At 64.0% G+C, this 14,174-nt stretch carries 14 protein-coding genes; 3 read left to right on the top strand and 11 right to left on the bottom strand.

Annotated features, from left to right (window positions below):
• The first annotated feature begins 256 nt into the window (after positions 1-256).
• Positions 257-1,534 carry a thiolase family protein gene (locus tag ABD906_RS12925; protein ID WP_345099831.1) on the top strand — a complete coding sequence of 426 codons (1,278 nt, stop codon included), beginning with the start codon at positions 257-259 and terminating at the stop codon, positions 1,532-1,534.
• Between the two features lies 1 nt (position 1,535).
• A complete protein-coding gene (locus ABD906_RS12920) occupies positions 1,536-1,955 on the top strand; it encodes a Zn-ribbon domain-containing OB-fold protein (RefSeq protein ID WP_345099830.1) in 420 nt (139 codons plus the stop codon).
• A 263-nt stretch (positions 1,956-2,218) separates the two neighbouring features.
• On the opposite strand, the gene ABD906_RS12915 is transcribed toward ABD906_RS12920, so the two are convergent.
• From ABD906_RS12915 to ABD906_RS12870, 10 genes are all read right to left on the bottom strand, one after another.
• A complete protein-coding gene (locus ABD906_RS12915; RefSeq protein ID WP_345099829.1) occupies positions 2,219-3,724 on the bottom strand; it encodes a tripartite tricarboxylate transporter permease in 1,506 nt (501 codons plus the stop codon).
• Positions 3,724-4,203 (bottom strand): tripartite tricarboxylate transporter TctB family protein, encoded by a 480-nt coding sequence (locus ABD906_RS12910; protein WP_345099828.1) that lies wholly within the window; start codon positions 4,201-4,203, stop codon positions 3,724-3,726. The genes ABD906_RS12915 and ABD906_RS12910 overlap by 1 nt, the downstream gene beginning before the upstream one ends.
• A gap of 13 nt (positions 4,204-4,216) precedes the next feature.
• Positions 4,217-5,182, bottom strand: coding sequence for a Bug family tripartite tricarboxylate transporter substrate binding protein (locus tag ABD906_RS12905; RefSeq protein WP_345099827.1), 966 nt, complete (start codon positions 5,180-5,182; stop codon positions 4,217-4,219).
• 35 nt (positions 5,183-5,217) lie between these two features.
• Entirely contained in the window at positions 5,218-6,057 is an 840-nt protein-coding gene (locus ABD906_RS12900; protein WP_345099826.1) for a citryl-CoA lyase, read from the bottom strand.
• The gene (locus ABD906_RS12895) at positions 6,054-6,758 is read right to left on the bottom strand and encodes an IclR family transcriptional regulator (RefSeq protein ID WP_345099825.1); all 705 of its coding nucleotides are present in this window, start codon (positions 6,756-6,758) and stop codon (positions 6,054-6,056) included. Before ABD906_RS12895 ends, ABD906_RS12900 begins: the two co-directional genes overlap by 4 nt.
• Positions 6,755-7,957 (bottom strand): CaiB/BaiF CoA transferase family protein, encoded by a 1,203-nt coding sequence (locus tag ABD906_RS12890; protein WP_345099824.1) that lies wholly within the window; start codon positions 7,955-7,957, stop codon positions 6,755-6,757. The genes ABD906_RS12895 and ABD906_RS12890 overlap by 4 nt, the downstream gene beginning before the upstream one ends.
• A 434-nt stretch (positions 7,958-8,391) precedes the next feature.
• Entirely contained in the window at positions 8,392-8,739 is a 348-nt protein-coding gene (locus tag ABD906_RS12885) for an ArsR/SmtB family transcription factor (protein WP_345099823.1), read from the bottom strand.
• A 28-nt stretch (positions 8,740-8,767) separates the two neighbouring features.
• Positions 8,768-10,054: an NAD(P)/FAD-dependent oxidoreductase gene (locus ABD906_RS12880; protein WP_345099822.1), complete on the bottom strand. Its 1,287-nt coding sequence runs from the start codon at positions 10,052-10,054 to the stop codon at positions 8,768-8,770.
• Positions 10,055-10,293: 239 nt separating this feature from the next.
• Complete coding sequence (locus ABD906_RS12875; RefSeq protein ID WP_345099821.1) at positions 10,294-10,794, bottom strand: hypothetical protein; 501 nt, start codon at positions 10,792-10,794, stop codon at positions 10,294-10,296.
• Positions 10,795-10,879: 85 nt separating this feature from the next.
• Positions 10,880-11,401 (bottom strand): hypothetical protein, encoded by a 522-nt coding sequence (locus tag ABD906_RS12870; RefSeq protein WP_345099820.1) that lies wholly within the window; start codon positions 11,399-11,401, stop codon positions 10,880-10,882.
• A gap of 493 nt (positions 11,402-11,894) precedes the next feature.
• On the opposite strand from ABD906_RS12870, the gene ABD906_RS12865 reads away from it, so the two are divergent.
• Positions 11,895-13,124 carry a GGDEF domain-containing protein gene (locus ABD906_RS12865; protein WP_345099819.1) on the top strand — a complete coding sequence of 410 codons (1,230 nt, stop codon included), beginning with the start codon at positions 11,895-11,897 and terminating at the stop codon, positions 13,122-13,124.
• Positions 13,125-13,196: 72 nt separating this feature from the next.
• Here the strand turns inward: ABD906_RS12865 and lhpI are convergent, their stop codons facing one another.
• Positions 13,197-14,123: a bifunctional Delta(1)-pyrroline-2-carboxylate/Delta(1)-piperideine-2-carboxylate reductase gene (gene lhpI, locus ABD906_RS12860; protein ID WP_345099818.1), complete on the bottom strand. Its 927-nt coding sequence runs from the start codon at positions 14,121-14,123 to the stop codon at positions 13,197-13,199.
• Positions 14,124-14,174: the final 51 nt, after the last annotated feature.

Below are 14,174 nucleotides of genomic sequence, written 5' to 3'. Positions count from 1 at the left end.
AATTGCGCTGACCAATTGCCGTGAAATGAGAAACGGACAAGTTCTGAGGAGAACAGGCCCCAGAAAATGCTGATCGTTTTCCGATATGTCGTCGGAATACGTCGCCGTCTCTTTCAAGGCAGTCGTCCGGGATAGCGCGCGGTGTGCTTTTTCAAATTGACTGAACTTCAGTTTGATTGATCGGCGTCAACGCGGGCTCTGCCGGGCGGCGTCAAGCTTTCCATGTAGCCAACAAGCATGGAGGGCTATCGGTGTCATGAGAAATCAACTGAAAGAGCGGGTGGCCATTGCGGGCGTTGGATGCTCGCGGTTTGGCGACCTGCTGCGTACACCTGAACTGAAGGGTCTCACCATCCAGGAGCTGACCGCCCACGCGGTGAGGGAGGCCCTTGATGATGCGGGTCTGACCGGTCAGGACGTTGACGCTGTCTTCGCGGGCAATGCCATGGTCCATAGTTCGCAGGTTCCCGCGACCTATTCGCAGCTGTCCAAATGGACCGGCACGCAGTTCAAGGCTGGCGTACACTTTGAAGCCCAGTGCTCGACCACCAATGTCGGAGCGATCATGGCGGCGATGGCGATTGCCGCGGGCGTGTACGACACGGTCCTCGTCTACGGTCTGGAAACGACCCGGACCAAGGTGAAAGGCTACAGCCCCTACGAGCGCGAGCCGATTTCCCACCAGCAGACCTGGCTCTGGACCGACATGGCAGTGAACCAGGCCTATGCCGTGCCGCAGGGCTACGACATCTTCTCCACCTACAATGGCCTGGTGGCGCAGGGGTATTGCCGCAAGTACGGCATCTCGATCGAGGACTTCGACCGCGGCATGTACGAGCTCTGTCGCGCGCGGCGTCTGCACGGCTCGATGAACCCCAAGGCCAACACGCAGGAGACACTGGAGGACCGCGCCAAGCGTAAGGGTTATACCGATCCCTATGAATACTGGCAGTCCGATGACAATCCGTTCGTGGCCTGGCCGTCGCGGCTGTTGAGCCTGGTGACGACCGCCGACGGCGCTTCGGCCATGGTGCTGACGCGCGCGGACCTGGCGAAGGGAGCCAAGTCGCAGCCTGTCGAGATCAAGGGCTTCGGCGTGAGCTACAGCGATCTGCCGTGGTACGGCGAGGATCCGACCTTCTGGGAGTCCGACAAGCGCGCGGTCGACGCCGCGTTCGACATGGCCGGCATCAAGGCTGCCGACATCGACTACCTGCACACGCACGACTGCTCGCACATCAGCAGCATCTGCACGGCGGAGACGATTGGCTACCTCGAGCCGGGCAGGGGACTGCATGCCGCCCGCGAGGGTCGACTGCGGTTCGACGGCGACCGGCCCATGTCCACCCATGGCGGGCGCCATGCCTTCGGCCATGCCTGGGGTGCAAGCGCCGGTTCGGACACTTACGAGGCGGTTCTGCAGATGCGCGGCCAGGCCGGCGCGCGTCAGATCCCCAAGGTTCCCGAAATCTCCGTCATCCATACCCACGGCTACGCCATGATCGGCGCCGTGCTTGTGCTGGGGAGCATGTGAGATGAACACCATCCAGGAACAGCCGAGCGCGATCCGCTCCTATTACGAAGCTCTGGCGAAGGGCAAGCTTCTGGCCGTCACCTGCAAGGCATGCGGCAAGCACACCTTCCCGCCCACCGGTTGCTGCGAACATTGCGGAAGCTGGGACGTCGAGGAGGCGGATCTGAGTGGCGAGGCCACGCTGCTTTTCGCCACGCACAACCTCACGCCGGCCTGCCATCCGCGCTTCGAGAGCATGGCGCCCTATGTCTATGGCCATCTGAAGCTCAAGGAAGGACCGATCTTCCAGGCCATCATCCTCGGTATCGAGCCGAAGCCGGCCGCTCTGCGCGAGCTCTTCGAGCGCGGACCGGTTCCCGCGAAGGCCGAAACCCTGCAGACGGATGACCTGCCGGTTCTGGCCTTCCGCATCGCAGGCTGAGCACTGCACCGCGGACCGACGGACGATACGAACGGGCGGCGGCTCGAAATGGGCTGCCGCCCCGTTCTTGTTGCAGGGCGCCGTGCGAGGGCCTTCGCGACCAGGACGGAGATGCGCCGGCGCGTGGCTGGCGGGCAGCCGTCAAACCCGGCCCATGAGAAAGGGGCATTCCGGCATGCGGAATGCCCCTTCGACTTTTCGGTAATGCCCGGTCACCGTTCCGATCGTGTGATCGCGAGCTTTCCGCAGCTCCTGTCTGTTCCTCAGGCCGTTTCCGTCTTCTTCAGCCAGGACTTGGTCGTGGAAACGATGACGGGCAGCAGCAGGGCCAGCGCGGCGATGATGATGAGCGTCAGGGACAGCGGACGGGTGAAGAACACCGTCATGTCGCCCTGGCTAATCGTCAGCGCGCGGCGGAACTGCTGTTCGGCATAGGGCCCGAGGATCATGCCGATGATCACCGGACTGGTCGGGAAGTCATAGCGGCGCATGAAGAAGCCGAGGATGCCGATGCCATAGAGCAGTCCGAGGTCGAAGACCGACTGGCTGATGCCATAGGTGCCGATGGTCGCGAACACGAGAATGCCCGCGTAGAGGTACGGCGTCGGGATCTTCAGGATCTGTACCCACAGGCCCACCAGTGGCAGGTTCAGCACCAGCAGCAGGACGTTGCCGATATAGAGGCTCGCGATGAGGCCCCACACGAGGTCCGGCTGGGTGGTAAGCAGCTGCGGTCCCGGGTTGATGCCATAGCTCTGGAATGCGGCGAGCATGATCGCGGCAGTCGCCGAGGTCGGCAGGCCGAGCGTCAGTAGCGGCACGAACACGCCGGCGGCCGACGCGTTGTTCGCGGCTTCCGGACCTGCCACGCCCTCAATCGCACCCTTGCCGAACTCCTCCGGCTTCTTGGAGAGCTTCTTCTCCACGAAGTAGGACAGGAAGGTCGGAATTTCCGCGCCGCCGGCGGGCAGGGCACCCATCGGGAAGCCGATGAAGGCGCCGCGCAGCCATGCCTTCCACGAACGCGCCCAGTCCTGGGCCGTCATCCAGAGCGAACCCTCGATGGGGATGATCTCTTCCTTCGTGCGGCGGTAGCGCGATGCAAGGTGGAGGGTCTCACCCACGGCGAAGAGACCGACGCAGACGATGACCACGTCGATGCCGTCCAGCAGCTCCATCTGGCCGAAGGAGAAGCGCGCCTGGCCGGTCTGCAGGTCCACGCCCACGAGGCCGATTAGCAGTCCGAAGGCGAGTGAGGTCAGGCCGCGGATCGTCGACGATCCGAGAACCGAGGACACGGTGACGAAGGCCAGCAGCATCAGCGCGAAATAGTCGGCGGGACCGAAGGACAACGCGACCTTCACGATGAAGGGCGCGAGAACCGTGATACCGACCGTGCCGAGGGTGCCGGCCACGAACGATCCGATCGCGGCCGTTGCAAGAGCGGGGCCGCCGCGGCCGCGCTTAGCCATCTCGTGGCCCTCGAGCGCGGTGACGATGGTCGCGCTTTCGCCGGGCGTGTTGATCAGGATCGACGTGGTCGATCCGCCGAACATGGCGCCGAAGTAGATGCCGGCGAACAGGATGAAGGCTGCCGTCGCCTCGACCTGGAACGTGATCGGAAGAAGGAGAGCGATGGTCAGAGCCGGGCCAAGGCCGGGGAGAACACCAACGGCCGTGCCAAGGGTTACGCCGATCAGTCCCCACATGAGGTTGATCGGCGTCAGCGCAACGGTGAAACCGTGCGCAAGCGACATGAAGGCGTCCATCAGATGAGATCCTCAATCAGCCCGCTGCCCATCCTGAGATCCAGGAGGCGGGCAAAACCGTAGTACGCGACAAGCGCGAGCAAGAATCCGACAAGGGCGGCCAGCCAGAGGCGCCTGGCGCCGAAGCCCTTTGCCACCATCGTGTACATTACGGTCGAGGACAGGATGAAGCCGATATAGCCGATGAGAATGAGGTTCAGGAACAGGCCGCCAAGCACCCATCCCATGGGAGCGAGGTCCGGCGGTGGAACATCGGGGTCGCTGGCTTCGCAATGCCAGTTCTTGCGGACGGCGTCACGCCACAGGAACAGGCTGAGAACGGTCAAGATCCCTCCCACGGCGTATGGAAAGACGGTCGGGCCGACCTTTGCATACGCCGGGGGAACGGCCATCTGCGTGGTCAGGTAGACCACGCAGATGCCAACTACAGCAACCACCAGCGCCACAACGCCGAGCCGTGCAGTTTTGGTGTTTGTCATTATAACGACTCTTTTAGGCCAGGCCGAGATCAACCAGGATGCCCCGGATGCGCTCGATGTCCTCTTTCAGATAGGCGGCGAACTCGTCCCCGCCGAGGTAGAGCGGAGTCCACGAACGCTTGGCCAGCTCTTCCTTCCACTCGGCAGTTTCGGTCATGTCGCTCATCAGCTTGACGAGCGTATCGGTCTGCTCTGCCGAGAGGCCCGGGGCGCCGAACACCGCGCGCCAGTTGAGCAGCTCGACATCCACGCCCTGCTCCTTGAGGGTCGGGGCGTCAATGCCTTCCACACGCTCCGGCGCCGAGATGGCCAGAACGCGCAGTGTGCCCGCAGCGACCTGCTCGGAGAACTCGCCCCAGCCGGAAACGCCGCAGGTGACCTGACCGCCCATGATCGCCGCCAGGGCCTCGCCGCCGCCTGCGAACGCGACATAGGCGACATCCACCGGATTCACGCCAACGGCCTTGGCGATCATGCCCGCGAGGATATGGTCGCTGCCGCCAGCCGAGCCGCCGGCCCAGGACACCGAACCGACGTCCTTCTTGAGCTGCTCGACCAGGTCAGCGAGGGTCTGGATCGGAGAGTTGGCCGGTACGACGACGGCGAGATACTCACCCGTCAGGCGGGCGATCGGGGTCACCGCGCTGAGGTCCACCGGCGACTTGTTGGTAATGATCGCGCCGACCATCACCATGCCGCCGACCATGAGGGCGTCACCCTTGCCCTTGTACTGGTTGACGAACTGCGGCAGGCCGATCGTGCCGCCGGCGCCGCCGACGTTCGTGAAGCGGGCATTGCCGATCTTGCCCGTCTTGGCCAGCACGTCGCCCATCACGCGGGCCGTCTGGTCCCAGCCGCCGCCGGGAGCCGCAGGCACGAAGAACTCGAGCTGCTTGAACTCCTGGGCGAAGCCCATGCCGGAGCTCGCGGCCACGAATGCCAGAGCGCCTGCAGATGCCATGAATTCACGTCTGTTCATTTTATCATCCTCCCACCATGTTGGTGACTATGGGCTTATGCCCCATTCCGCCGGTCAGACACAACGGCGAAATCTCTGTCGTCAGCGCCGTCGTAGGTCCAAAGCCACTCGCGCGGAATGGGCCCCTTGTTGCGCTTACCTGAAAGACTCTCTTCGTAGGCATGGGACAGGATCCCTACTGAACGGGATAACACGAACAGCCCGCGGCACAATGTAGGCGGAAATCCCAGTTCAGCGTAGATCACAGCGGTCGCCCCGTCGATATTCATGGGAATGGTGCGGCCCTTTGCGTTCGCCAAGCATGCCTCGACGGCTCTGGCAATGGCTGCAAACCTTCCCTCGACAATTCCTTCCGCGGCGGCCTGATCGACCAGTTCGAGAAGCCGCGGTGCGCGCGGGTCGACCGGATGAAAGCGATGTCCGAAGCCGGGAACATATTTTTCGCCCGCGCGGCGGCGTTCGTCCAGCACCGCGGCGACAGCCTGGTCCAGCGGCTGGCTCTTCGCCTGTTCGGCAATCTCGTGAAACAGTTCAACCGTCTGCTCGCCCGCCCCGCCGTGCACGTCATCAAGCGTGTTGATGGCGGAGGCCATGGCTCCGTTGATGCCGACGCCACCGGTAATGGCCATGCGCGCCACGGCGATCGAAGGGGCCTGCGGACCGTGATCGACGCCCGCAACGAGCGCGGCTTCCAGCAGCTTGGCCTGTGCGGGTTCCGGCAGCTCGCCGCGAAGCATGAGCCAGATCATTTCCACGAAACTGACGCGCCCGATCAGGTTTTGGATCGCGTACCCGCGTATCCGGATGCTGCCTGGACGCATCTTGATGATGGACGTTGTCCACCAGTCTTCGGCGAGTTTGCGGCCTTCGTTCATATGCTTTCTGTCTCCTTGGCCGGCGCGTGGCCGAGCAGTCCTGACGCTTTGCGGGCGGCTTTGATGGTGACCGGCAGAAGCTCCTCAACCGCAGGTTCGATCCGGGTGCGCAATCCCGATGTGATGAGTGCGCCAACGAACTCGCCGCGGTCGCGGAAGACCGGCGCGGCGATGCCGCTCACATCAGGATCGCGCTCGCCGTGGGAAAAGTGGTAGCCGCGAGCCCGGATCTCATCATAGAGGGGCCCCTCGGCACCTGCATAGGCAAGGATCAAATGTCCCGCCGCGCCGGCGTTGAGCGGCAATTGGTCGCCGATCTCCACATGATGGCGCGCGCGACGCTGCGAGTTCTGGCGGTAAAGGCAGATGCGCCTGTCGCCGGCGCGCACATAGAAGGCGGCCGTTTCCTGGGTGCGCGCAACCATCTCCTCCAGGATCGGCCGGATCACGTCCTCGATCGAGAAGTTGCGGCGGTAGCGCGCGCCGAGCCGCCAGAGGTTGGGACCGAGCAGATAGCGTCCCTGCGCGTCGCGCCTCAGATAGCCATAACGCTCCAGCGAAGCGGCCAGCCGCATGATCACCGGCTTGCTGAAGCCGGTACGCGCGGCGAGCTCGCGCAGCTCGAACGCCTCCTGTGTGTCGTCGAAGGCTTCGAGCAACTGCAGGGCACGCTCCACCGCTTCCACGCCGTAGTTGTTCATGCGGCCTCTTGCTTCTCGAGATCGGAGAGGCTCACGCCCTCGGGCAGCAGCGGGCCGAGGATTTCGGCATTGTGCTGGCCGAGCGTGGGCGGCGGCGTGGCCGGACCCGGGTCGCCGCTGGCGAGCCGGAAACCGGCGCGGCTGACGCGGATCGGGCGGTTAACCCCCGGCACGTTGTCGAAGGTCTTCAGGAAATCGCGATGGGCGATCTGCGGCTGTGCCAGCGCCTGCGGCACTGTCAGCACCTCGCCGGCGGGAACGCCATGGGCGCACAGCAGCTCGGCCCATTCGGCGGCGTTGCGGGCGCGAAGCGCCACCTCCAGTTCCGCCTTCAACTCCATGCGGTGAACCTTGCGGGATTCACGCTCGGCGAAGCGCGGATCGGTCTTGAGTTCAGGCCGGCCCACGAGATCGCACAGTTTCTCGAACTGGATCTGGCGGTTGGCCGCGATGTTCAGAAGACCGTCGCCCGTCTGGAAAGTGCCGGAGGGGGCCGCCGTCATGTTTTCGTTGCCCATCGGGCGGGGCTCGACGCCGCCGATGAGGTAATTCGAGACGTTCCAGCCCATGGAGACGAGTGTTGCCTCGAGCATCGAAACGTCAATGATTTCACCTTCGCCGGTGCGTGCCTGGCGGACCAGCGCGGCGGCAATGGCGAAGGCGGCAGTAATGCCGCCGATGGTGTCGGAAACGGGATAGCCCACGCGCAGCGGCGCGGATTCAGGCGTGCCGGTGACGCTCATCACGCCCGACAGGCCCTGGACGATCTGGTCGTAGGCGGGATTGTTGCGCAGCGGACCATCCTGGCCGAAGCCGGAGATGGCGCAGTAGACGAGCTTCGGGTTGCGCTCGCGCAGCACTTCGGCGGAAAGGCCCAGGCGTTCCATCACGCCCGGCCGGAAATTCTCGACCACCACATCGGCAGTTTCCACGAGCCGGAGAAACAGCTCCTTGCCGAGCGGGGACTTGAGATTGAGCGTGACCGACTTCTTTCCGGCGTTCTGGGCCAGGAAGGATATGCCCATGCCGCGCGCATTGAGGGAGGGGTCCGCACCGAGCTGGCGGGCAAGATCACCGCCCCGGGGCTCCTCAACCTTGATGACTTCAGCGCCGAGCTGGGCAAGGTGATAGCAGCAGATTGGTCCGGAAAGGACATTCGTCAGATCAAGAACCCGGACCCCGTCGAGCATTGACTGCAAGGTATCGCCTCCTTGTTACGCAAAACGGAATAGCGTAACGCTCTGCGTAACGTCAAGTTCGGGACCGCGATATGCGGCCATCTTTTCATTCCGCTCCGGCCGAAGCGGTGGCACTGCGGTCTTTCGCGTCACACGCACCAGAACCTGGTTGTCCCGGTTCCAGACGGTGAGATCCTGGTGGTCGAGGCTTGGGGGTGCAAATCGGTCGCCGCATGAATGCACGTCAGGTCCGCGCGCGGACCCGAGTTCCATTCTTGGCGACAAGGGTTCCGGACCTTGCGAGAAATCCCGCCGTTCACTGAAGCGTAGAGGTGGTGCCGCCCCGGCGGATGGTACCCACACCCTGCTGCGGCGTCACGATCGACGGGGTTTCAGTCCGAATGTGCTGGCGGAAGACTGTCTCCCGCCAACTGATCCGGAGAAACGCGCTTGCCTTACGGCCGGGACGGGCGGATCGGGTCTTCGCTCCCGTTCTTCGGTTCCTGTTCCGTCTCGCAGAAGGCGGCGTAGAGTGCGTCGATGATCTGCTGCACGTGCGGATGGCTGATTGTGTAGTAGACGGTCGTGCCGTCCCGCCTGGCTGACACAAGACCGTCTGCCCGCAGGCGCATGAGCTGCTGGGACATGGGCACTTGCTCGATGCCAAGCTGGCGGCGCAGGTCCGCCACGGATTTCTCCCCCTTCGCAAGAGCGCAGAGAACCAGCAGGCGCTGCGGATGCGAAAGGCTCCGCATCAGCTCCGCAGCGCGGTTGGCGGCAGGGATCATGTCGTTGACGTTCATGAGGCTTGCTTCCGCTGCGGTCCGCCGTTCAGGCAAACGGCGGCGGGTTGACGAGATGTGTGAGCACCGCGCCGGTCTCGTAGTAGACGGCCTTTGGCGCGACGAACCGTTCGATGTGCTTTCCGACCGGGGCGACGGGCAGCTCGTCCTCGCGTCCGCTCAGCAATGCTCGCGCTGCACGGGTGCCAAACACCGTGCCGGGCCCGATGCCGCGCCCCGAATAGCCGAAGCAGGCGAAGCCCGAGGGACCAAGCCGCAGGATCTTCGGGATATGGTCGCCCGTCATCGCAATGAAACCATGCCAGCCGAACTCGAACGGCAGTTCCGCCAGTTCCCGATAGACCTTGCGCAGCTTGCGGCGCGCCCAGTCCGCGTGGATCGGACCGCCTGCGCCGCCCTCGTTGCCGATGCCGCCGATGATCATGCGGCCTGCCCGGTCGATGCGGAAGGAGGACATGACCAGCGCGGTATCCCAGCATCCTTCGCCGCCCGGCAGGATCTTCGCACGCAGACGCTCGGGCATCGGCGCGGTGGCGAACTGGGAATAGGCGACCCGCACGAACTGAGGCCGTTCCTGCAGCTCATCGATGCCGTCCAGATAGGCGTTCGTGGCAAGGAGCAGCGCGCGCGCTCTGACCGTATGGCCGTTGGCCGTCACCTCCCAGCCGTCGCCGTCATGCCTGACGCGGGTGACCTTCGTGCGCTCGTGGAGTCTCGCACCGGCGCGAATGGCGGCGGCTGCCAGCCCGCGCGCATAGGATAGCGGCTGGATCGTGCCGGCGCGCGGGTCGAACAGCGAACCGTGGAAAGCCGTGCTTCCGGTCCGGCGCGCTGTCTCTTCGGCGTCGAGCAGCTGGAGCGGAGCGCCAAGCTCGACACCCTGGCGGTGCCGTTCCTGAAGGTCACGGAAGCCTGCCGGCGAGTGGGCCAGATGAAGCGTTCCCTTGCGGGTTGCCTGGCACTCGATGCCTTCGCGCTCGATCAGCGACCAGACAAGGGCGGGCGCCTCGGAGAGTATGCCGAGCAACCGCCGGCCGGGTTCTTCTCCCATTTGCCGGATGACGTCATGCGGCGGAAGCCACAGCCCCGCATTGACGAGCCCGACATTGCGGCCCGAACCGCCATGTCCGATGGTCTCGGCTTCAAGCAGGATTGCAGATGCTCCCTGCCGCGCGGCTTCCAGTGCGGCTGCCGTGCCCGTGAATCCGCCGCCGATGATGGCGAGATCGGCTTGCGCATCCCCCGTCAGAGCAGGCGCTTCCACGGTGACCGTGCTGCTGGAACGCCAGAGATTGCCGAGTTTGCTTACTGCCACGATGTCCCCCTTGTTATACCTGTGAGCGGTTTTGTGTTTGTTGCAGACGGGCGTAAGCAAACACATAAATCAGCGGGTGGGAATGCTGCAATTGTTTGTTGCACGTGAAATCTCGCCAGGGCCCGGATGGCGACAGGCGCTGCCTCGCCGGTCGCAGGGCCGATGGGACCGGCTCCCGTTCATGTCGGCCGGGGGGCCCAGGATTTCCGGGAAAAGGCGGCTCTGTCGCGCTGGGCGCGTCAGAGCTCGTCATTGAGCACGCAATGCAGGGCGGGCGGCTCCGACTGCACTGTCTTCAGCTCCTCATGGAATGTATCGCAGGTAATCAGGTTATCGTCGCTCGATCTGCGGGAGGAATAAACGCTGACCGCTGTGACGATTTCTCCTTCGATCCACGCGAGCCGGGAAGGATCGAACGTTTTCCCGCTCACACGGACCGTCGCGGTCTGCGGTGGCAGTTCCATGCTCTCCGACCCGAGGTAAACGAAACCGCCTTCCGCGTGCTCCCTGCCTGCTTCGTTCGGCAGGCCGAAATACCAGGCCTCGACGGTGATGGTTTCGTTCGCGTCCCTGAGCGCGGCTGCCGCCCTGTCGGACAGTGTGATGTCGAACTGGAACGCGTAGTTCTCCGCTGCCTGTCCCGCCGCGGCTGTCAACAACAGGATGGCTGGAACGAGCTTAAGAGTGGAAGCTCGCCCAATCAGGCAGGTCAACAACTCACCGGTAAGGTGGCGGATCATCGTCTTCCCCTCCATTCCCCAGCAGACACACGAGTGGGTGGTCCTCACCTGTCGGCGCAAAGTCCTCCCGCACCTGCCCGGCTCTTCAGGCTTCGGGAACGACCTTGGTTTCGCGATGCTCCTCGATCAACGAACAGTGCACCGTGACCGGCTTTTCCTGAAGCTGCTTCAGGGTGCCGTCGAGAAGATCGCAAGCGATCAGGTTGAACTCGCTCGACTTGCGCGACGTATAGATGTTTGCCTCGACACGGGGCTCGCCCTGGATCCACTTCAGCTTGTCGGGATCGGCCGTCTTGCCCGAGATGTGGACCGTGCCAGCCTCACCGGGAACCTCGATCTTCTGGGAGCCGTAATAGATGAGCCCTTCTTCCGTGTGGCTCTTGCCGGCCTCATTCGGCTCGCCATAGTACCAGACGTCCACGGTGATGCCTTCGTTCGCCGCCTTCAACGTCTGGGTGGCCTTCTCGGAAAGCGTGATGTTGACGTCGAAGGCATAGCCGTCAGCGGCCCCGGCCACGCCTGGAAGCGCCAGCAGCGCGGCTGCCGCGATCATTCCGCTGCCGACGCAGATCCGCGATTCTGCGAGCAGCCTGGAAAGCGAGATCATGATGGTTCTCCTCCTGCGGGACGAGTACGACGGGCGCTTGCCGTTTGCGTGTACGGTTTACGCCCGCAAGGGTTATATGACTGACGCGATCCGGGACGGAAGCTGAAATATAAGCAAGGGTTAACTTGCGGTTTGCGCCGGAATAGCCCTGCCCGGCGCGCCTGTGCCGTCCGATGTTGCAGGCGGTCCCTGCCGTTGCGCTGGCGAACCGAGCACAGCTCGCATGACGTGAATCGACCTGCCGGAATTGCCTGATCGCCCGGCGTCGGCACGGATGATAATTCTGCTGCACAGGCCATGCTGACCTGTGTTAATCTTATGACGTGACACTGAACACACGGAGTTGGTACACGCACTGCACCCGGACCCGTCGTTCAGCAGCGGGCCAGTGTTTCCAGTCGTTATTTCTCGTCCAGCAAGAGATTATCGTGCTCTCGAGTAGCGGTCTGAGAGTCCCGCGAGCAGAGTTGCACGCCATCGAACCGTGCCGGCCATGCACCTAGACCTGTCGTCCCTTCTGGTGGTTTTCCAGATCGTCTCCGTAACCTGCGGTTTCATGTTTGCATTGGACACGGTGGACGAGGAGCCCTCGTTCGGGTTCTGGTTCGCCTGTTCATTCCTGTGCGCGCCGCTGGCTTCGATGTTCTATCTGCTTCCGGCCCTGAACGGGAGCTGGTTGTGGGCCTATCCCGTGGGCAATGGCTTCGCGGCGCTCACGACTGCACTGGGCTGGATCGGCGCCCGGGCGGTCAACGGGCGAGGCGTGCCTTTCCCGGCCGCATTGGCGATCCCCGTGGTTATCGCCCTTCTCATGATTCCGGTCGGCCCCGTCGATAGCCCCTGGAGCGGAGCGCTGCCGTTCTTCCTTGCCTTCAGCGCCTTTTCAGCACTCGGCGGCGCCGAGTTCCTGCGGAAGGCCGCCGGCGAGGAGCGCCTGCTCAGGCACAGCAAGATCCTTGCGGCGATCTGCCTGATCAATGCGTGCTGGTATCTTGCCCGCGCGGTGGCATTCGTGACGCTGGGGCCCGAGCATACCTTTTTCCGCGCGGTGCTGGGCCCGGAGACTTCGACGATCTTGCTGCTGGTCATGATCGTGCTAGCAAGCCTGTGTCTTATCTCGATCTCGAGGGAGAGGGCGCTGCGCCTGGCCGAGACCTATGCGGCGCAGGACGGCCTGACCGGCCTTCTCAATCGCCGCGAGTTCCTGCGGCAGGCCGAGCAGCTGGCGCAACAGCGTGAAGGCGGCGACACGGGCTGCGCGCTCATGCTCTTCGACCTCGACCATTTCAAGCAGATCAACGACACGCATGGTCATCTCGTGGGCGACGAGGTGCTCCGCGCCTTTGCCCGGATCGCGCGGTCGGCCCTGCGAAGAAACGACCTGCTTTGCCGCTACGGTGGGGAGGAATTCGCCGCCCTTCTGCCGGACACCGGCTCGGCGGAAGCCTACGGCATAGCGGAACGCATTCGGCAGTCTTTCGCAAGTTGCCGGGATGGATCCCTGGCGCAGGTGGGGCCTACCACCAGCATCGGCATTGCCGTGCATCGTGGGGCGGGCATACCGCTGTTCCGGCTTCTGGAACACGCGGACCAGGCGCTCTACTGCGCGAAGAGCGAAGGGCGTAACCGGACCTCGGTCTATGCGGCGCCGACCCCGGCAACGGTGCAGCAGCGGGAAGGCAGGGTCGTCGGGATCAGATCTGTCGCATCGGGGCAGAACTGAAAGCGGGCCACGCGGTGAAACTCCGTGCGGCCGCAGCGTTGATGGAAGGCTCCCCGGAACCGGATCGCGGCGTCAGCGCCCGGCTTCGGTCGCCTTGCGGTAGACCAGCACTGCGCCGGCAAGATCCTCGCGGGCGTTACCCACTGACTTGAACAGGGTGATTTCCTCGTCGCTTTGCCGGCCGGGGTGGCGTTCCATGGCGAGGTCGGTGAGGCTTGCCGCGATGCGATCGAGGCTGAAGTGGCCCTCGTTGACGGCCGCGAGAATGTCGCCTGCCTTGGCCGGGGCCTCGTCAGTGTCGACGAAGACGGTCGAACGGGCCAGGCAGGTTCCATCGGTCTCGCGCATGTCCGGTCTGAAGCTGCCGATCAGGTCGACATGCGTTCCCGGCTGCAGGCGTTCGCCGCGGATCAGCGGCTCGGTGGAGAGTGTCGCGCAGGAGATGATGTCCGCGTCATAGCCCTCCTCGATGGAGCCGATGGACGAAGCCTCGAAACCCTGCGTCCGCAGCTGCCGGGCCAGCGCCTCGGCGTTTTCCCTGGTCCGGCTCCAGACGCGCACGCGCCGGATGTCGCGCACGGCCGCCATGGCCTGCGCGATCAGGCTGGAAACGCGCCCGGACCCCACGATCAGCAGATCATGGGCGTCCTTGCGCGCGAGATAGGAGGCTCCGAGCGCCGAGGCCGCCGCCGTCCGCCAGGCGGTCAGAACATCGGCATCAACGGTGGCAAGTGGAACGCCCGTCGTCGCGTCGAACAGCACGTAGGTGCCGTGCAGCCCCGGCAGGCCCTTCTTCGAGTTTTCAGGGAAGACATTGATGATCTTGACGCCGTAGAACTTCTCATCCCAGGCCGGCATGATCAGCGATGTGCCCGTGCCCACCGGATGCGTGTGCCGCAGCGGAACCTGGACCTCCTGCCGGAAAGCCTCGCGGATGGCCGCGATGAGCTGAGGAAAGTCGAGGTTCTGCTCCGTCGCCTGGGCGTCAAGTGTCTTCATTCCTGTCCCCTCGTAGTCTTCTTGGTGAATTGGTGCTGACGAGAATGCGTC

This window comes from Chelativorans composti, assembly GCF_039541695.1.
GTDB lineage: Bacteria > Pseudomonadota > Alphaproteobacteria > Rhizobiales > Rhizobiaceae > Chelativorans > Chelativorans composti.
This window is presented reverse-complemented; position numbering and strand designations above follow the sequence as displayed.

Bases quoted from the DNA above. Each gene is read 5' to 3' on its own strand.
- ABD906_RS12925 (WP_345099831.1), top strand. From the start codon at position 257: ATGAGAAATCAACTGAAAGAGCGGGTGGCCATTGCGGGCGTTGGATGC.
- ABD906_RS12920 (WP_345099830.1), top strand. From the start codon at position 1,536: ATGAACACCATCCAGGAACAGCCGAGCGCGATCCGCTCCTATTACGAA.
- ABD906_RS12915 (WP_345099829.1), bottom strand. From the start codon at position 3,724: ATGGACGCCTTCATGTCGCTTGCGCACGGTTTCACCGTTGCGCTGACG.
- ABD906_RS12910 (WP_345099828.1), bottom strand. From the start codon at position 4,203: ATGACAAACACCAAAACTGCACGGCTCGGCGTTGTGGCGCTGGTGGTT.
- ABD906_RS12905 (WP_345099827.1), bottom strand. From the start codon at position 5,182: ATGAACAGACGTGAATTCATGGCATCTGCAGGCGCTCTGGCATTCGTG.
- ABD906_RS12900 (WP_345099826.1), bottom strand. From the start codon at position 6,057: ATGAACGAAGGCCGCAAACTCGCCGAAGACTGGTGGACAACGTCCATC.
- ABD906_RS12895 (WP_345099825.1), bottom strand. From the start codon at position 6,758: ATGAACAACTACGGCGTGGAAGCGGTGGAGCGTGCCCTGCAGTTGCTC.
- ABD906_RS12885 (WP_345099823.1), bottom strand. From the start codon at position 8,739: ATGAACGTCAACGACATGATCCCTGCCGCCAACCGCGCTGCGGAGCTG.
- ABD906_RS12875 (WP_345099821.1), bottom strand. From the start codon at position 10,794: ATGATCCGCCACCTTACCGGTGAGTTGTTGACCTGCCTGATTGGGCGA.
- ABD906_RS12870 (WP_345099820.1), bottom strand. From the start codon at position 11,401: ATGATCTCGCTTTCCAGGCTGCTCGCAGAATCGCGGATCTGCGTCGGC.
- ABD906_RS12865 (WP_345099819.1), top strand. From the start codon at position 11,895: ATGCACCTAGACCTGTCGTCCCTTCTGGTGGTTTTCCAGATCGTCTCC.
- lhpI (WP_345099818.1), bottom strand. From the start codon at position 14,123: ATGAAGACACTTGACGCCCAGGCGACGGAGCAGAACCTCGACTTTCCT.